The 17441-nt window shown below is 66.2% G+C and carries 21 protein-coding genes; 9 read left to right on the forward strand and 12 right to left on the reverse strand.

The features are described from left to right. Positions 1 to 44 precede the first annotated feature (44 nt). Positions 45 to 764 (forward strand): ribonuclease activity regulator RraA, encoded by a 720-nt coding sequence (locus KW845_RS28140; protein ID WP_218372713.1) that lies wholly within the window; start codon positions 45 to 47, stop codon positions 762 to 764. 47 nt (positions 765 to 811) lie between these two features. Beyond that, positions 812 to 1801 carry a tripartite tricarboxylate transporter substrate binding protein gene (locus KW845_RS28145; protein ID WP_218372714.1) on the forward strand — a complete coding sequence of 330 codons (990 nt, stop codon included), beginning with the start codon at positions 812 to 814 and terminating at the stop codon, positions 1799 to 1801. A 27-nt stretch (positions 1802 to 1828) separates the two neighbouring features. Here the strand turns inward: KW845_RS28145 and KW845_RS28150 are convergent, their stop codons facing one another. The 5 genes from KW845_RS28150 to KW845_RS28170 all read right to left on the reverse strand — a co-directional run bounded on the left by KW845_RS28150 (position 1829) and on the right by KW845_RS28170 (position 6817). Beyond that, complete coding sequence (locus KW845_RS28150) at positions 1829 to 2653, reverse strand: polysaccharide deacetylase family protein (RefSeq protein ID WP_218372715.1); 825 nt, start codon at positions 2651 to 2653, stop codon at positions 1829 to 1831. Further along, positions 2650 to 3528, reverse strand: coding sequence for a polysaccharide deacetylase family protein (locus tag KW845_RS28155; RefSeq protein WP_218372716.1), 879 nt, complete (start codon positions 3526 to 3528; stop codon positions 2650 to 2652). Before KW845_RS28155 ends, KW845_RS28150 begins: the two co-directional genes overlap by 4 nt. Positions 3529 to 3539: 11 nt before the next feature. Beyond that, positions 3540 to 4652, reverse strand: a complete 1113-nt coding sequence (locus KW845_RS28160) for a C45 family peptidase (RefSeq protein ID WP_218372717.1) — start codon at positions 4650 to 4652, stop codon at positions 3540 to 3542. Positions 4653 to 4706: 54 nt separating this feature from the next. Further along, positions 4707 to 5690, reverse strand: a complete 984-nt coding sequence (locus tag KW845_RS28165; RefSeq protein WP_218372718.1) for a tripartite tricarboxylate transporter substrate binding protein — start codon at positions 5688 to 5690, stop codon at positions 4707 to 4709. A 92-nt stretch (positions 5691 to 5782) separates the two neighbouring features. Further along, a complete protein-coding gene (locus KW845_RS28170; RefSeq protein WP_255593013.1) occupies positions 5783 to 6817 on the reverse strand; it encodes a tripartite tricarboxylate transporter substrate binding protein in 1035 nt (344 codons plus the stop codon). Between the two features lie 142 nt (positions 6818 to 6959). On the opposite strand from KW845_RS28170, the gene KW845_RS28175 reads away from it, so the two are divergent. From KW845_RS28175 to KW845_RS28185, 3 genes are all read left to right on the forward strand, one after another. Continuing rightward, complete coding sequence (locus tag KW845_RS28175; RefSeq protein ID WP_218372719.1) at positions 6960 to 7886, forward strand: LysR family transcriptional regulator; 927 nt, start codon at positions 6960 to 6962, stop codon at positions 7884 to 7886. Between the two features lie 63 nt (positions 7887 to 7949). Then, positions 7950 to 8309 carry a DUF1428 domain-containing protein gene (locus KW845_RS28180; protein ID WP_218372720.1) on the forward strand — a complete coding sequence of 120 codons (360 nt, stop codon included), beginning with the start codon at positions 7950 to 7952 and terminating at the stop codon, positions 8307 to 8309. Between the two features lie 107 nt (positions 8310 to 8416). Continuing rightward, positions 8417 to 8902, forward strand: a complete 486-nt coding sequence (locus tag KW845_RS28185) for a VOC family protein (protein ID WP_218372721.1) — start codon at positions 8417 to 8419, stop codon at positions 8900 to 8902. Positions 8903 to 8907: 5 nt separating this feature from the next. Here KW845_RS28185 and KW845_RS28190 read toward each other — a convergent pair whose 3' ends face one another. Together KW845_RS28190 and KW845_RS28195 are read right to left on the reverse strand one after the other, a co-directional pair. Next, positions 8908 to 9417 carry a DUF1993 family protein gene (locus KW845_RS28190; protein ID WP_218372722.1) on the reverse strand — a complete coding sequence of 170 codons (510 nt, stop codon included), beginning with the start codon at positions 9415 to 9417 and terminating at the stop codon, positions 8908 to 8910. Positions 9418 to 9515: 98 nt separating this feature from the next. Beyond that, positions 9516 to 9977: a GNAT family N-acetyltransferase gene (locus tag KW845_RS28195; protein WP_218372723.1), complete on the reverse strand. Its 462-nt coding sequence runs from the start codon at positions 9975 to 9977 to the stop codon at positions 9516 to 9518. Between the two features lie 163 nt (positions 9978 to 10140). On the opposite strand from KW845_RS28195, the gene KW845_RS28200 reads away from it, so the two are divergent. Then, positions 10141 to 10797: a hemolysin III family protein gene (locus KW845_RS28200; protein WP_218372724.1), complete on the forward strand. Its 657-nt coding sequence runs from the start codon at positions 10141 to 10143 to the stop codon at positions 10795 to 10797. Positions 10798 to 10864: 67 nt separating this feature from the next. Here the strand turns inward: KW845_RS28200 and KW845_RS28205 are convergent, their stop codons facing one another. Beyond that, on the reverse strand, positions 10865 to 11701 hold the full coding sequence (locus KW845_RS28205) for a class II glutamine amidotransferase (RefSeq protein WP_218372725.1): 837 nt from the start codon (positions 11699 to 11701) through the stop codon (positions 10865 to 10867). Positions 11702 to 11908: 207 nt separating this feature from the next. Here KW845_RS28205 and KW845_RS28210 point away from each other — a divergent pair, with 207 nt between their 5' ends. Further along, positions 11909 to 13150 (forward strand): sulfite oxidase, encoded by a 1242-nt coding sequence (locus KW845_RS28210; protein WP_218372726.1) that lies wholly within the window; start codon positions 11909 to 11911, stop codon positions 13148 to 13150. 2 nt (positions 13151 to 13152) lie between these two features. Next, positions 13153 to 13542, forward strand: coding sequence for a cytochrome c (locus KW845_RS28215; protein ID WP_370628312.1), 390 nt, complete (start codon positions 13153 to 13155; stop codon positions 13540 to 13542). Between the two features lie 24 nt (positions 13543 to 13566). Here KW845_RS28215 and KW845_RS28220 read toward each other — a convergent pair whose 3' ends face one another. Both KW845_RS28220 and KW845_RS28225 read right to left on the reverse strand, forming a co-directional pair. After that, a complete protein-coding gene (locus KW845_RS28220) occupies positions 13567 to 13989 on the reverse strand; it encodes a VOC family protein (RefSeq protein ID WP_218372727.1) in 423 nt (140 codons plus the stop codon). A gap of 9 nt (positions 13990 to 13998) precedes the next feature. Beyond that, a complete protein-coding gene (locus KW845_RS28225) occupies positions 13999 to 14814 on the reverse strand; it encodes an aminoglycoside phosphotransferase family protein (RefSeq protein ID WP_370628309.1) in 816 nt (271 codons plus the stop codon). A 91-nt stretch (positions 14815 to 14905) separates the two neighbouring features. Between KW845_RS28225 and KW845_RS28230 the strand changes: the two genes are divergently transcribed. Then, the gene (locus tag KW845_RS28230; RefSeq protein ID WP_218372729.1) at positions 14906 to 15952 is read left to right on the forward strand and encodes an NADP(H)-dependent aldo-keto reductase; all 1047 of its coding nucleotides are present in this window, start codon (positions 14906 to 14908) and stop codon (positions 15950 to 15952) included. 8 nt (positions 15953 to 15960) lie between these two features. Here KW845_RS28230 and KW845_RS28235 read toward each other — a convergent pair whose 3' ends face one another. Further along, on the reverse strand, positions 15961 to 16548 hold the full coding sequence (locus tag KW845_RS28235; protein ID WP_218372730.1) for a hypothetical protein: 588 nt from the start codon (positions 16546 to 16548) through the stop codon (positions 15961 to 15963). 157 nt (positions 16549 to 16705) lie between these two features. After that, positions 16706 to 17434 carry a haloacid dehalogenase type II gene (locus tag KW845_RS28240; protein ID WP_218372731.1) on the reverse strand — a complete coding sequence of 243 codons (729 nt, stop codon included), beginning with the start codon at positions 17432 to 17434 and terminating at the stop codon, positions 16706 to 16708. Positions 17435 to 17441 lie beyond the last annotated feature (7 nt).

Here is a 17441-nt window from a genome sequence, read left to right on the forward strand (position 1 = left end):
CGGCCCCTGCCCCGCCTCTACCCGGATTTGATCCCGAGATCGCCATGACCACCCTTTCCGACACCACCCGCGCCCGCCTGGCCGCGGTCAGCACCGCCACGCTTTGCACCGCGCTGTTCAAGCGCGGCCTGCGCAACCAATTCATCCAGGACGTGCGCCCGCTGAACCCCAGCCTGCCCAACATGGTGGGCCCGGCCTACACGCTGCGCTACATACCCGCGCGCGAAGACCTGAACACCATCCAGGTATTCGAAGACCCGAAGCACCCGCAACGCGTGGCCATCGAGTCCTGCCCCGAAGGCGCCGTGCTGGTCATGGACAGCCGCAAGGACGCGCGCGCCGCCTCGGCCGGCTCCATCCTGGTGACACGCCTGATGAAGCGCGGCGTAGCCGGCGTGGTCACCGACGGCGGCTTCCGAGATTCGCCCGAGATCGCCCGCCTGGGCATCCCCGCCTATCACCAGCGGCCCTCGGCGCCCACCAACCTGACGCTGCACCAGGCCCTGGACCTGAACGTGCCTATCGGCTGCGGCGACGTGGCGGTGTTTCCGGGCGACATCATGGTGGGCGATGGCGAAGGCGTGGTGGTGATCCCCGCCCAGATCGCCGACGAACTGGCGCGCGAGGCCGAGGAAATGACCGCGTTCGAGGACTTCGTCACCAGCGAAGTCCTGGCTGGCCGCAGCATCGCCGGCCTGTATCCGCCCACCGACCCCGCCACGCGCGAACGCTATGCCGCGTGGCGCACGCAGCACGGGCGCTGAAGGCCAGGCCGCCAGCTCCCCCACAACAACCCACAAAGGAGACAACCATGAACCCGATCCGACGGCGCCACCTGGCGCTGACCTTCGCCGCGGCCACGCTGGCCGCCTGCGGCCTGCCCGCCCAGGCAGCCGGCTGGCCCACCGACAAGCCCATTTCCTACGTGGTGCCCTTTACCGTGGGCGGATCCACCGATGTGGTGGGCCGCCTGCTGGCGCAGAAGCTGGGCGAACGGCTGAAACAGAGCGTCGTAGTGGAAAACAAGCCTGGCGCGGCCGGCGCCATCGGCGCCACCTATGTGGCCAAGGCGCCCGCCGACGGCTACACGCTGTTTGGCGGCACTATCAGCACGCATGCCATCAATGCCAGCCTGTACAAGAACCTGCGCTACGACCCGGTCAAGGATTTTGAACCCGTGTCGCTGGTAGCCACGCTGCCCAATGTGCTGCTGGTCGATCCCAACCTGGGCGTGAACTCGGTGGCCGACCTGATCGCCCTGCTCAAGCGAGATCCGGCCAAGCGCACGTTCGCATCGTCCGGGCCGGGCACGTCCACGCACCTGGCGGGCGAGCTGTTCGCCGACACCATCGACGTACCGCTGACGCACGTGCCGTACAAGGGCACGCCGCCCGCCATGGTGGATGTGTCCTCGGGCGCGGTAACCTTCATGTTCGACCAGATGACAGCCGCCCTGCCGCTGCTGCAAAACGGCAAGCTGAAGCTGCTGGCCGTGACCACGCCCAAGCGCATCGCGCTGTCGCCCGATACCCCCACCATGGAAGAAGCCGGCGTGCCGGGCTTCCAGATGGCATCCTGGCAGGCCGTGTACGCCCCCAAGGGCACGCCCAAGCCCATCGTCGATCGCCTGTCCCAGGAAATCGCCGCAATCCTGAAAGAGCCCGATGTGCAGGAAAAGCTCGGCAAGACCATGGGGATGGAGCTGGTGGGCAGCAGCCCCGAGGCCCTGCGAGACCTGATGGCCGCGGAAATTCCGCGTTGGGCGGAAGTGGTGCAGAAATCGGGCGCCAGCGTCGATTGAGCAGCTTGCCCGACCCGCACCACTTCCTTATATCTGCGGCTTGGGCATCGTCGGGAACGGCTCGACAACCGAATGCGCCGCGCGCCAGGCTTGCGCCAGGTCGCCTGCCCGGTAAAACGCCACGCCTGGCCGCTGCGCCAGGTCGCGCAGGAAATCTGCCACCATGCGCACGCGCGGCAAGCGGCTGCTGCCGACATCGCCGCGCGTATGCAGCGTCAGGTTCACATACCCGCCCGCGCAGTACTGCGCATCGGCCTCTTCCGCCCAGGCCCTGGCCACGCGGACATCGGTATGACGATGGGTATAGAACTTGGCGTCGGTCAGGTAATCGAACACCGGCAGCTCGACCAGCACGGCGCCGCCGCTGCCCATCACATAGGGGGCGTCGTCGTCCTGCGCACTGCTGTCGTAGGCATAGCCCAACGCAGCCAGCGCCGGCAGCGTAGCCTGCGTTACCAGCCCGTTGGCGGCACGCCAGCCGCGCGGTGCGTTGCCGGTCAGGCGTTGCAGGGTTTCGCGGTCGCGGCCCAGCTGGTCCAGGGTCTCGGGCTCGCCGGCCCGCGCCCGCACATAGCCGCGCACCGCCACCTCGTGGCCCCCGTCCAGCATGGCCTGCAGCACATGCGGATGCTTGCCGATCTCGGATGGCATGACAAAGAACGTGGCCTTTGCCTCGTTCTCGGCCAGCGCATCCAGCAGGCGCCAGATACCTACGCGCGCGCCATAGCGGCCATAGGAATAACGGCCGAACAGCCCGGCGCTGCCAGCTTCCTGCACATCGATGGCGGCCACATCCACGTTGATACCCACCACCACTGGACACGCGGCCAATTGATTGTCGGTCTTGCTCATACGCGTACCTCTTCGTAGCTTTGCGGATCAGCAGCCACCCACTGCTGGATTTCCGACAGCGTGGCAAAGTGCACGCCCTGGTGGCGCTGGATATGGCGCAGCGTGTCCTCTACCGCGCGCACCCGGCTGGGCGTGCCCGATCCCCACCCCGCGCGCGGATGCACGGTCAGCATGAAAAAGCCGCCCAGCGCGTAGCGCTCGTCGAATTCCCGCTTCCATTGGTCCACCACTTCGGACACCGGCGTCATCGAGAAATTGAAGAACGGGAAGTCGTCCAGGCTGTAGGTGTTGTTGGGAATTTCCACCATCGACTGCCCGCTGCCCAAATCCAGCATATAGGGCGTGTCGGCATCCTTGTCGCTGCTGTCGTAGCGGTACCCCAGTTCATGCAGTACCGGCAGCGTCACGCCGGTCTTCTGGCCCGATGGCGAACGCCAACCGCACGGCGCCTGGCCCAGCAGGTCGCCCAGGATCGAATGGGTCAGCTTCAGCCGGCGCGTTTCTTCGGCAGCTTCGAACAGCGTGCCTTCATGCACGTAGCCGTGCGCGCCGATCTCGTGGCCGGCGCGCTGGATGGCGCGCACGGCCTCGGGCGAGCACTCGGCATCGTAGCCGGGCACGAAGAACGTGGCTGGAATGCCCAGGCGCTCCAGCATATCCAGATGGCGCGGCACACCGCGCCGGGCCGAGTAGCGGCCGGCCGAATGCATGCCGAAGGGCTCCAGGCCCTTGCCGACTTCGTTGCCGGTGCCGTCGAAATCGACCGTATAGGCCACCAGGCAGCGCGCCTGCCTGGGCCAGGCCGGCATGGCCGTACTCGGGGCCTGGCCCGGCAGGCGCACGCCGCGGGTCAGGGTAGGTTCAGGCATGGACATGGCGTTTCCTTTCAGTCTGCGAACCCGTAGGTCGTGAAGGTGGAATCGACGGCCGGCAGCGCGGCCACTTCCATTTCGGCATCGGCCGGACGCATCACCACCGTGGCCACGGTGGCGCTCAGGTTGCTGGCCAGGTTCATGCGCGGCGGCCGGCACACCGACCACGGCGAGGCATAGTCATCCAGCAGGGCTGCCTTGATCTCGGCCACGCCGATCCCGCCCAGGTGCGGACGCAGCAACTGCTTGACGCGCATGTCGCGATACAGCGTGTCGGGCGTGGACGCGATGCCGGTGTCTTTCAGCTTGCCCAGCGCCACCGGGCTCAGCCAGTGGTTGGCGTGCACCAGCAGGCCATCTTCCGCATGCAGCAGGAAGGTCTCGTCGGGTGCACACTCGAAGTTCAGCGCCACCCCGCCACGGTGGCTGATGATCATGTTGTTCGAGCCCGACTTCAACGTGACGTAGGCGGCCCGCATGGCCAGCGCCATGTGCTCTTGTTCCAGGATCTTGCGGCGGATCAGCGGCAGCGGCACGCCCACGCGCCGGTAATCCAGGCTGGACTCCAGGAAGTTGGCCGTCAGGGAAATGCCGGCCGCATTCATGCCCGAGCGGGCCAGGCCGCCTGCCTCGGTAAAAGTCAGGATGTCGGGGCCGTCGTCGCGGCGAATGCGCAGCACCACCGCGGTCTCGGCGCATTCGTATTTCCAGTCCCAGTTCTGCGCGTGCACCAGCGAGCCATCCGCCGCGGCCTCGGGCAGCACGACCACACCGGTGCAGCCGTCCAGGTCGCCCGCGCCGATCAGCCGCTCGCGCAGCGCCGGGCTGGCTGCCAGCTTCAGGATCTCGGTACGGGCATTCAGCAACACCACATCGTCAAACGGTACATCGGCGCCCTGCGCGATGCCGCGCATCTCGGCCACATGGGCCGGATCGAACTTTTCCATCACCGGCAGGTAATCGCGCACCACCGCGGCCAGCGCGGCGCGGTCCAGTTCCAGCGTCTGCAATTGCGAGGTGTAATGGCCAATGCCCTTGTGGATGCGCTCGGCGGCCTGGCGGCCATATTGCTTGCCACGGGCCTCGGGCGCCCCCGAGACTTCGATAAGGGGAAACGCTGCAGTCATGTTGCTCCTTGGTTAGTCCATTGCCCCGCGCCCACGGCAGGCCCGGGGTGCGATTCAGATCAGCCTGGCACGGCGCAGCAAGTCGCCGGATTCATCATAGGTACGCCGCGCATAGGCGGCGAACTCCTCCGGGTTGCGGTACCACTGCGGCTGGTTCAGGGTGGCCAGCACGCGCTCGATGGCGGGCTCGCCCATGGCGCGATGAAACGCATGGTGCAGTTTCTGCACCACGTCGGGCGCGATGCCCTGCGGACCCAGCAGTCCCATCGGGGCCGACAACACCAGATCGTAGCCCTGCTCGGTGGCAGTCGGAACCTTTGGCCAGGCCGGCAAGCGCGAGGCGCCCAACGCCCCCAGCAGGCGCAGCTTGCCGCTCTGGATATACGGCACATAAGTACCCACCGAATCCATCACGACATCCACATAACCGCCCATCAGCGAGGTAGCCATGTCGGCGCCGCTCTTGAAGGGAATGTGCTGGAAGCGCACCCCGTACTTTTCCTGGAACGGCACCATGGTCACCGGCACCAGCGTAGTGGGATCGCCGGCCGCATACTGGATCTCGCCGGGACGCGTCTTGCCGGCCTGCATGAAATCGGCGAACGATTTCAGCGGCGAGTCGGCGCGCACCACCGCGCAGAATTCCAGGCTGGTCATGCCGATGACGTAGGTAAAGTCTTTCAGCGGTGAAAAGCCGATTTTCGGTTCCAGCCACGGCGCGCGGAACGTCGAGCCGGTGGACATCGCCAGCGTGTAGCCGTCGGGCCGCGCCCGCGCTGCCAGGCTGGCCGACAAGTTGCCGCCGGCGCCAGGCTTGTTCTCGATGATGACAGCCTGGCCCAGGTACGGTGCGGCGGTCACGCTCAGCACGCGCATGTACTGGTCGACCGAGCCGCCGGCCCCGAAGGGACACAGCAGCGTCACCGGCCGCGCAGGAAAATCCTGCGCCCATGCGGCGCGCCCTGCCAGGCCCAGCGCGGTGCCCGCGCCCAGCGCGTGCAGCGCACGGCGGCGCCCGGGTGAATCCAGTCTTTGCATAGCGAGTCTTCCTGTCCTGGAGAATGCCGGCCGCGGCCGGCAACGGCGAGCCGCCCCAGGCGGCCCGGCTACGTGCCCGCGCAGAAGCGCGCCTACGACGGCTTGATGTTGCCGGCCTTGACCAGCTTGCCCCACTTGGCCGACTCTTCCCTGATGAACGTGGCCATTTCTTCAGGCGTCGTGTACTGGGTTTCCAGGCCGCCATTCTTCAGGTTGTCGAAGGCAGGCGATGCCAGGGTCTTTTGCACCGCCTGGTTCAGGGCCTGTGTCGCCGCTTTCGGGGTGCCGGCCGGCACCATGATGCCGCCCCAGCCGATCGCCACGATGCCGGGAAAACCGCTTTCGGCAATGGTAGGCACGTCGGGCAGCACCGGCGAGCGCTCGGCGCCCGTGGTGGCCAGCGCAATGGCCTTGCCCGAGCGGATGTACGGCAACTGGTTGATGACTGTATCCATGAAAATCGGGAACTGCCCGCCCAGGAAGTCGCTGACCGCCGCCGCGGCGCTGCGGTATGGCACGCCAGGCATCTCCAGCTTGGCCTCGCTTTTCAGCAGCTCGGTGGCCAGGTGGCTGGAACTGCCGTTGGCCGTGATGCCATAAAAATATTTGCCCGGGCTGGCACGCACCAGCGCCACCAGGTCCTTGAAATTCCGGGCTTCGAAATCTGGGCGCACCACCAGCACGTTGTTGTACTTGCACACCAGCGATACCGGGTCGAAATCCTTTTGGGGGTTGTACGGCAGGTCCGGGTACAGGAACTGGTTGACCGTGTGCGTGCCGGTGATGGCAAACAGCAGCGTGTGGCCATCGGGCTGGGCGCGGCTGACGGCCTGGGCGCCGATGATGCCGGCCGCGCCAGGCATGTTCTTGACCACGACGTTGTGCGGCAGGTGTTCGGCCAGGCCTTGCGCGGCCACGCGCGCCACCACGTCGGTGCCGGCACCGGGGCCGCCGGGCACTACCAATTCGATTGGCGCCGAACCGGGGTATTGCGCCGCCGCCAGCGCGCGGCCGGCACCCAGGCCCTGCAGCAGGATCGCGGGGCCGGCTGCCGCGCCGCCGGCCAATATGCGTCGGCGCAAAGACGAAAAACCGGCGTGCGAATGCGTATTCGACTTCATCGACATCGTTTCCCCCTGGGCCGCGACTGCTGCGGCGTGGATTTATGGTGCGGAAACTTTGCAGCACTTCATTAGGAAAGTAAATCTAGAATAAATTTGTGATGTATAAAGAAAATCTTTCGTCATCCATCACCGGGCAGAAACCGCCATGAGCAGCATCCGGGTCTTGCGCAGTTTCATCGAGGTGGCGCGCTGCGGTTCGTTCGCAGCGGCCTCGGAACACGTCTCGCTGACGCCCGCCGCGGTGGGCCTGCAGATCCACAGCCTGGAAAGCGACCTGGGCTACCCCTTGTTCGACCGCATCGGCAAGAGCATCACGCTGAACCAGCGCGGCCATCGGCTGGTGCCGCGCATCCAGCAGTTGCTGATGCAGTACGACGCGCTGCGCCTGGAAGAGGCCGACCCGAAAGACCTGGCGGGTTCCATCAAGGTGGCGTCCATCGCGACCTCGATGAGCATGGTGGTCAAGGCGGTACTGCGCATTCGCCGCCAGTACCCGCGCCTGTCGGTCGAGCCGGGCATCAGTTATTCGGGCGACCTGGTATCGCGCGTGAAGGAAGGCGAGCTCGATGCCGCCGTTTCGGTCAAGAACGCCCATAAAGTGCCGGCCGGCGTGCTATGGACCCACTTGTATCGCGAACCGCTGGTATTCATCGCCAGCAAGCACGCCGCACGCCAGGGCGATATCGGGCAATTGCTGGCGCAGCGCCTGTTCCTGCGGGTGTCGCGCAGTTCCAACACCGGCACGCTGATCGACGAATTCATGCGCCGCCGCCACCTGAAGGCGGCCGAGTTCCTGGAAATGAACGCCATGCGCACCATCGTGGACATGGTCAAGGAAGACATGGGCGTGACCATCCTGCCGCTGCCGCGCGGCACCGGTTGGGACCACGATCCCGAACTGCACGTGCAAGGCTTCGACGACCCGACCGCACACCGCAGCATCGGACTGTTCGAAAACGAAAGCCGCTGCTTTCTCAGCAGCGTGCTGCGCGAATACCTGGTGGAAGAACTGGGGCGCGAATCGCCTGCAGGCCCCCCTGCAGGTACCGCCCGCGATACCCCACCGGCGTGATTTCCCGATAAAGTGGAACCCCGGCCTCGCGGGCCAACAACGCAGACACCAAGGAGCATCACCATGGAACAGTACGTAGACGGCTTCCTGCTTGCCGTACCGAAAGACAAGCTGGGCACTTACCAAGGCATGGCCACCACGGCCTGCATGGTATGGAAAGACCACGGCGCGCTGGACTACCGCGAATGCGTGGGCGATGACCTGAACATGGACCCGAACTGCGCCCGGTTCACCGACGCCGCCCACGCCGGCGACGACGAAGTCGTGGTGTTCGCATGGATTCTCTACCCCAGCAAGGCCGACCGCGACCGCATCAACGCCGCCGTCATGGCCGACCCCCGCTTGCACTGCGAAGAGGCCGAGGGGGTGTTCGACATGAAGCGCATGGCCTGGAGCGGCTTCCGCACCCTGGTTGCCATGTAACAACACGGTTGCAAAAAAGCCGGCCGGCGCTGTCGATCCGGCGTCACGCCGGCCGTCGTATCGATAGCGGCGTGCCAATCCGGCACCCACCCAACCAGGAGCCCACCATGGCCACCGTGAAACCCATTCCCGACGACATGCATTCCGTCACCCCGCACCTGATGTGCGAGGGCGCAGCCGAAGCCATCGATTTCTACGTCAAGGCATTCAAGGCGGTCGAGCTGGCGCGCATGCCCGGCCCCGGCGGCAAGATCATGCACGCCATGGTGCGCATCGGCGATTCCACCGTGATGCTGGCCGACGTGTTCCCCGAAGCGGAATGCGGTACGGCGGGCCCCAAGGCGCTGCAAGGCTCACCCGTCTACCTGCATCTGTATGTGGAAGACGTGGACGCCATCATGGCGCAGGCCGAAGCGGCCGGCGCCACCATCACCATGCCGGCGGCCGATATGTTCTGGGGCGACCGCTACGGCCAGTTGATCGATCCGGTGGGCCATCGCTGGTCGGTGGCCACCCACAAAGAAGACCTGACGCCCGAGCAAATGCAGAAGAACATGGAATCGGCCTTCGGCTGCGGGGACGGCAAGGCATAGCGCTGCTAGCGGTAGGGCCCCAGGTAATCGCGCTTGCCCAGCGGCACGCCCTCGTGGCGCAGGATGTCGTAGGCGGTAGTGATGTGGAAGAAGAAATTGGGCAGCGCGAAGCTCAGCAGGTAGGCATCGCCGCGAAACGACTGCTCGAAATCCTTGAAGCGGATCACCACCTCGCGCGCTTGCGCCTCGGCCAGCTGGTCTTCGGTAACACTGTTCACGTAGGCCAGCGTGTCGGCAATGCGCCGCTGCAGTTGCGCGCAGGTGCTTTCATCGTCGGCAAAGCGCGGCGCCTCGATACCGGTCAGGCGCTGCAGCGCCAGCTTGGATGAATCGCTGGCGCGCTGTACCTGCCCCGCCAGGGTCAGCATGTCGGGGGCCAGCCGCGCCCGTACCAGCGCGTCGGGGTCCTGACCCTGGCTACGGGCATGTTCCGCGCCTTTGTCCAGCAAACCGGACAGCACTTGCAGCGCGCGTGCAAACACCGGCACGGACGCCTGGTACATCGATATCGCCATTGGGGGTCTCCGTTGGGATCGGCGGGCCGGCAAGCCCAGACTACGACTGCCCATTCTACGCCGCCCGTTTCGTGCGCCCGGCCAGCCCGGCTGCCGTGCTAGAACACCTTGCGGTACACGATGAAGCCGGACAAGTCGGCCACCTGGTCGTACAGGCGGCGCGCGGTGGTATTGCCTTCTTGTGTTTGCCAGTACACCCGTGCGCAGCGGTCGGCCTGCGCCCGCTCGTATACCGACTGGATCAGTGCCCGGGCCACGCCGCGGCCGCGCGCGGCCGGTGCGGTGTACAGGTCTTGCAAGTAGCAGTTGGGGCCCAGCGCCGTCGTGCTGCGGTGATACAGGTAGTGCACCAGCCCCAGCAGCGCGCCACCGGATTCGGCCACCAGGGCGTGCATGGGCTCGTAGCCGTCGAAAAAGCGCGTCCAGGTGGTGCGCGTGATCTCTTCGGGCAGCGCGGTGGCGCCCACGCGTCCGTAGAAAGCGTTATAGCCGTCCCACAATGGCTGCCAGGCGACGAAGTCATCCGGGCGCACGGGGCGGATCTGTACGTCGGCGGGCATCAGGATCTCCGGCAGAGAAGGAAGCAGCCTTGAATTCTACAGGCCCGCCTCGCCTGCGGCGGCACTTGTGCGCGATCAAGCTCCAGTCGATGCAACGCCTTGAAATGCCAGGCACAAACGCCTAAGGTGTGCTATCGCATCACGCCACGCCCCGCTATTCACCATGCCCAGCCTCGATCGCCCCCAGACCCACGGCGAAGAAATCGCCAATACCGTCAGCCATGGGTTGGGTGCATTGGGCGCGCTGGCGGCCGCGCCGCTGCTGATCGTCGGCGCCACGCGGCAGGGTGACGCGGCGCTGGTGGCCGGGGCCGCCATCTTCGCGGCCAGCATGTGCCTGCTGTACCTGGCCTCCACGCTGTACCACGCCCTGCCGGCCGGCCGCGCCAAGCGGCTGTTCAACGTACTGGACCACTCCGCCATCTACCTGCTCATCGCCGGCACCTATACGCCGTTCACGCTGGGGCCGCTGCGCGGCCCATGGGGCTGGACCCTGCTGGTACTGATCTGGAGCCTGGCCGGCCTGGGCGTGGCGCTCAAGGCCAGCAAGCGGCTCGACCGCCCGCTCTGGTCCACCGGGCTGTACCTGGCCATGGGCTGGCTGGTGGCCATTGCGGTCAACCCGGTCCTCGAACGCGTGCCCTCCGGCGGGCTATGGCTGCTGTTGGCCGGTGGCCTGGCCTACACCGCCGGGGTGGTGTTCTTCGCCTTCGACTCGCGCTGGCGCTATGCGCATTTCGTGTGGCACCTGTTCGTGCTGGCAGGCACGGCCTGCCATTTCTTCGCGGCCCTGTGGTACGCCACGCCGGTCGCGGCCTGATCCGTACCCCGGCCCGGCGCATGGCCAGAACCATGGCCGCAATCAGGGCATGCTGCGGCGCGCCCGATCAGCTTCGGTCCGGCACGAACGAGCAAGCGCGCACCTGCCCGCCGCCGGCCACGATGGCCGTGCCCTCGGCCACTTCTTCCCACGCGCCGGGCAATTCAACCAGCGGCTCCGACAACAGCATGTAGGCATCGTCGTCCAGCGCGGCAATGCGCGGCTCGTCGGGATACAACTGCTTCAGGTGGCGCACGTCGGTGCTGTGGAACAGCGACCTTGAGTTCGCTTCGCTGGAATACCGCACGGCGATCAAATGCTGGCCATCCAGCACGCACACGGTCATGTTCAAGGGGTGCTCCACGCCATGCCGGTGCCCCACGTCTTCCACCAGCGCAGCCATGCGCTGCAGGGCCGGCACGGGCTCGGATTCCAGTCCCAGGCTCAGGGCCAGCAAGAACATGACCTCGGAATCCGTGGAACCTTCCAGCGACGTGAAATAGCGCGGGGCGATCTGCATCACCAGGTCGCGCCGCAGCAGCGGATAGTCGCGGATCAGCCCGTTGTGCACGAACAGCCAGCGCTCGTGGCGAAACGGATGGCAATTGGTTTCCTGCGCAGGCGTATCGGTAGCCGCGCGGATGTGCGCCACGAACAGCGGCGCCCGGATGGCGCGGGCCGCTTCGCGCAGGTTGCGATCGTTCCAGGCAGGATGAATGCTGCGGTAGCGGTACGGTAACTCGGCCGGATCGCGCCCGTACCAGCCCACGCCGAAGCCGTCGCCGTTGGTGGTGCTGGCGCCCAGGCGCGAATGCAGGCTTTGGTCGATAAGCGAATGCCGCGCCTTGAAAATCACAGTCTCCAGTTGCAAGGGACTACCGGTATAAGCCATCCAGCGACACATGGCGATGCTCCTGCTCGGGGTTCACAAAAGGGTTATATATTCTTTTTGACTAAAAATGCCATTCATTACAACCGGTTGACATATAAGCACGCATTGCCGATCATGGCGGGCAACCGTCGACACGGCGGCAAGGCGCCGCCAGGCGCCGCAACATAATCACAATACCGCGCCTGCCCCGGCAGTGCGCGGCAATCGGAGAGGCATGCCATGCAGACTACACCCCGCAATCCCGCGCGTCGCCGCCTGTTGGCCGGCAGCGCCGGCGCACTGGCCGCGGCCGGCCTGGGCGCCACCGGCGTCGTGCGCGCCAGCGAACAGGCGGCCGGCAAGGCCGCCGGACCCGCCGCATCGGCAGCGGCCAAGCCACTGCCGCCCTATGCCGCCTGGAAGGATGCCGACAGTGTCATCGTGCACAGCGCCAACACCATCGAGACCCGGCGCGGCGCGTTCGGCGACGGCGTCATCACGCCGGCGCGCGAGCTGTACGTGCGCAACAACCTGCCGCCGCCCGACGCGTCCATTCTTGACGACCGCGATGCCTGGACGATCGAGATCCAGGGCGTGAAGAATCCGCGCACGCTGACCCTGGGCGATCTCAAGACGCTGGGCGTGGACACCATCGCCACGGTGCTGCAATGCTCCGGCAACGGCCGCGGATTCTTCCCGCACAAACCCAGCGGCACGCAATGGCAGGTGGGCGCGGCCGGCTGCGTCATGTGGACCGGCGTTCCGGTGCGCACGCTGGTCGAGTACCTGGGCGGCATCGAGGGCGACCCCACCTACATGACCGGCACCGGCGGCGAGAAAATACCCGAAGGCCTGGACCCCAACACCCTGACCGTAGAACGCTCGGTACCGCGCGATACCCTGCAAGACGCCATGCTGGCCTGGGAAATGAACAACGAACCCCTGTCGCTGGCGCACGGCGGGCCGCTGCGGCTGATCGTGCCGGGCTATACAGGCGTCAACAACGTCAAGTACATCAAGCGCCTGGCCTTCACGGCCGAGCAAAGCCCGGCCAAGATCCAGCAGACCAGCTATCGCCTGGCGCCCATGGATGCCAAGCCCGGCCCCGACCAGCCGTCGGCCTGGGCCATGGAGCCCAAGTCATGGATCACCGCGCCCGGTGCCGAGGGCGCGCCCGTCAAGGCCGGCCGCGCGCTGGTGCGCGGCGTGGCGTTCGGCGGCATTCATGCGGTCAAGCGCGTGGACGTGTCCATCGACGGGGGCAAGACCTGGAAGCAGGCCGCGCTGGTGGGTCCCGACCTGGGCAAGTACGCCTGGCGCCAGTTTGCCCTGGCCGTCGACCTGCCCGCCGGCCCACACACCCTGGCCAGCCGCGTCGAAGACACCGAAGGCAATGTCCAGGTCGAGAACCGCGTCGAGAATGTGCGCGGCTACCTGAACTCCAGTTGGCGCGATCATGCGCTGACGATCAACGTGTCATGAGCATGGCGGCATCGATGCAGCATCCCATTGCGCAATACCCTCGCGCCCGTCGCGTTCGCGGCTGGCGGTTTTTTCTGCCCGCACTGGCGGCTGGCCTGGCCGGCCTGTATGCCGCCTGTGCCGGCGCGGCCGAGCCCGCCGACGCCGAAGCCGGCCGTGCGCTCTTTACCAAAGACACCACGCCCGCCTGTGCCGTTTGCCATACTCTGGCCGACGCCGGTGCGGTCGGGGCCATCGGCCCCAACCTCGATGAGCTGAAACCCGATGCCAACCGCGTCGCCCAGGCGGTGCGCAACGGCATCGGCGTGATGCCCGCCTTCGAATCGCTCAGCGATGCGGATGTACAGGTGCTGGCGCAGTACGTATCCAGCGCCACGGGCGCAGCCCAATAGGCTGCAGGCTGGCGCCGGGCGGTTTCAATCCTGGGGCAGCATCTGCGGGTTCCAGGCCACTTCCCATAGGTGCCCGTCGGGATCCTGGAAGTAGCCCGCATAGCCGCCCCAGAAGGTGTCGCCCGCGGGTTTGGCCACGGTGGCGCCGGCGGCGCGCACCTGCTGCATGACGCGGTCGACTTCGGCCTTGTCGGCCACGTTGTGCGCCAGCGAGAATTCCGTGGCGCTACGCGGCCCCAGGGCCAGGCCGCTGTCGTGGGCAAGGCTGGCGCGTGGCCACAGCGCCAGCTTCAGGCCCGGCTGCAAGTCGAAGAAGGCCACGGCGCCGTGTTCGAATTCATTGCCGATGATGCCCTGCGTGGGCAGGCCCAGGCCGTCGCGGTAGAACTGCACGGCACGGTCCAGGTCGTCCACGCCCAGGGTAATCAAGGTAATGCGAGGTTTCATGCGGGTCTCCTATTGATGGGACGCGGATGCGGCCAGTGCGGCCGCTGCGCGCTCGGCCACTTGCAGGGTGCCGGCAGCATCGGCGCCATCTTGCTGCCGCCATATCGCCGACAAGCCTGCCCAGGCCAGTATCCATTGCAACAGACGATGGCGCTCCAGCCCAGCCTCGCCGGCCACGATGTCCAGGCGCCGTTCGAATCGCCCTTGCGCTAACGCGGCGCCAGGGCTCGGATTGCAAAACAGGTTAGCGTAATCGAACCCGCGCTCGCCATGCAGGCGCTTGGGATCGATGGCCAGCCAGCCGCGTGCGCCGAAATCCAGCACATTGCCATGATGGATATCGCCGTGCAGCACGCCGACCTGCCGCGGCATGGCCAGCAGGCCACGGGCCGTGCGGGCGCACCGGCCCAGCAGGCCGCCCTGCCCCGCGGCGGCCGGCCACAGGTCGTGAAACCAGTCCTCCAGCGCGATCAGGTCCGGCAAGGCCCAGGGCCGCGGCGCATGCAGGCGCGCCACCGTAGCGCACAAGATGCGCGTGGCCCGCGCGTCGTCGCCCTGGCGGACCATCTGCGCCAGCGACAGCGGCCCCGATGCGCGTTCGAGCAGCAATGCATCGCGGTCGTACGCCAGCACACGTGCCGCGCCGTCGCCATTCCACCACATCATCAGGTGGCCGCCGTAGCGCTCTTCATCGTGGCGGGCCACTTTCAGCATCGCTGCCACGCCGGCCTGGCGCACCGGCAGCAAATCGCTGCCGGCCGTGACGACAGGCTTGCCGTCCGGCACCAGTTGCCAATCGCGCAGATACGGGTCGAATACGCTCACTGCGGCCCCCCGGGAAAGACAAGTCGGAATGCCACTCTGTCGACACGGTAGTAACATCGGGCGGCATCCCTTCCCACCCGGAGTCCTACCCTTGAAATACCGCAAACTTGGCCGTACCGACACGGAAGTCAGCCTGATCGGCCTGGGCACCATGACCTGGGGCGAGCAGAATACCGAAGCCGACGCCCACCAGCAACTCGATTACGCGCTGTCGCGCGGCATCAATCTGGTCGACACCGCGGAAATGTACCCGGTGCCGCCCAAGCCCGACACGCAAGGCCGCACCGAGACCTGCATCGGCACCTGGCTGGCCAAGACCAAGCGGCGCCACGACATCGTGCTGGCCAGCAAGGCGGCCGGCCCGGTACGCGACCCCAAGCGCCCTGGCCACATCCGCGACGGCAAGACCTTTCTCGACCGCAAGAACCTGACTGCCGCCCTGGATGCCAGCCTGAAGCGTCTGCAAACCGACTACCTGGACCTGTACCAGCTGCATTGGCCCGACCGCACCACAGCAACGTTCGGCCGCGCCTATCCATGGAAAGACGACGAATACACCGTGCCCGTGCAGGAAACCCTGGAAGTACTGCAAGATTTCGTGCGCGCAGGCAAGGTGCGCCACATCGGCGTGTCCAATGAAACGCCCTGGGGCGTGGCGCAATTCATCAAGCATGCCGAAACCCAGGGCCTGCCGCGCATCGCCTCTATCCAGAACCCCTACAACCTGCTCAATCGTACCTACGACAACGGCCTGTCCGAATTCAGCCACCTGGAGCAAATCGGCTTGCTGGCCTATTCGCCCCTGGCCATGGGGGTGCTGGCCGGCAAGTACCTGGACGGCGCCCGGCCCGAAGGCGCGCGCCTGACCTTGTTCACGCGCTTTACGCGCTACAGCAACGAACGGGCCGAAGCCGCCACGCGGCAGTACGTGCAACTGGCTCGCGACCACGGCTTGTCGCCCACCCACCTGGCGCTGGCCTGGATCAACCAGCAACCCTCGGTAGCCAGCAACCTGATCGGCGCCACCACCCTCGAACAGCTCAAGGAAAATATCGACAGTGTCGACGTGACCCTGCCGCCGGCCTTGCTGGAAGAGATCGACAGCATCCACGACCAGAACCCCAATCCGGCGCCCTAACGCCCTAGCTAGGCGCCAGGCTCCACCCATTCGCAATGGGGATGCTTGGCGCAGCTTGCCAACTGCCTCAGCCTGGCCACCGAAGTCTGGCCGCAACCGGGAATCGACAACAGTTCGATGCTGTCGGCCCGCAACAGTTGGTAGGGGGTCGTGATGCTTCGGCTCTGCAGCGCCAATGCCACGGACCGCGGCAACCGGGGCACCGACAAAACGAACGGCCGGTAAAGGTAACTGATCAGGGTCTGCGAGTTGAACCCCAGGTTGCCGTGCTCGAGCATGGCCGACACGGTGCGGTCTTGCATCAGGGCGCTCAGCATGCTCACCTTGACCGGAAGCGCCAGGTCATCTTCGACAATGGCACGCACCCAGATAAGCAGCTCGATGATCGGCTGGCGCGCCACCGGACCGCTGATGGGACACACAAGCGGGCCACTGGCAATACGGACCGGCTCGGCCACCCACCGGCCGCATTCCGGCACGCCAGGCCGCACAGATCGCGGCAAGCTGACGGTCTGCCCTTCTTTCAGCAGGCACGCCAGCGGCGTAGTGGGACGTAGATCCGCTCTGAACACATATTGAACAAGGCTGGCCACCATGCATGGCTCCCGGACATTGACGGCTCGCGGATCATCGTAGGAAGGGGCATGCACCTGCTGCTGGCAAGGCGTGCCCCGCCTTTCGAATGTATCGTAATTGCAGGAACGTCGATATATATCCGGGTGAATTATTTACATCAAGTGACACAATCCGGGCTTAAGCCTGGGCCAGCAACTGGTCGGCCAGGGCGCCGAAGTCATTGGCCACCGCATCCCAGTCTTGCTCGGCGCGCAGGTTGGTGGTTTGATTCGGCCCATGCTCGCCGGGCCGGCGAACGAAGGCGGTTTTCAGCCCGCATTGCCGCGCGGCCGCCAGGTCGCCGTTGTGCGCCGCCACCATGCACACCTGCGACGGGTCCAGGCCCAGCACCTCGGCGGTGCGCAGGTAGGCCTCGGGCATGGGCTTGTAGGCCTGCACTACCTCGGCACCCAAGATCGCGTCCCATGGCAGGCCGGCGCGCTTGGCCATGTCCAGCATCAGCCGGATATTGCCGTTGGACAGCGGGGCAATGATGTAGCGGGTTTTCAGGCGGGCCAGGCCGGCCACCGAATCGGGCCAGGGATCCAGGCGATGCCAGGCCAGGTTCAGCGCATCCAGCTCGTCGGCCGGTATGCCAGCCGGGTCGATACCCACGTCGCGCAAGGCCGCATCAAGGTTTTCGCGGTGCAATACATCCAGCCGCACGAACGGGCGCTGCCCGCTGCGTACCGCCTGCATCGACGGCCCGTAGTGCCTGCGCCAGGCATCGGCGAAAGCTGCCGGGTCCAGCTCGCCGTGGCCATGTCGCGCCAGCAACGGCGCCGCTTCGCGCGCAACGCCGCTGCGCCAGTCGACCACGGTGCCGAATACATCGAAAACCAATGCCTGCACTTTGTCCCATGCCATGATGTCT

The sequence above is a fragment of the Bordetella sp. BOR01 genome (genome assembly GCF_019218885.1).
Taxonomy (GTDB): domain Bacteria; phylum Pseudomonadota; class Gammaproteobacteria; order Burkholderiales; family Burkholderiaceae_B; genus Bordetella_A.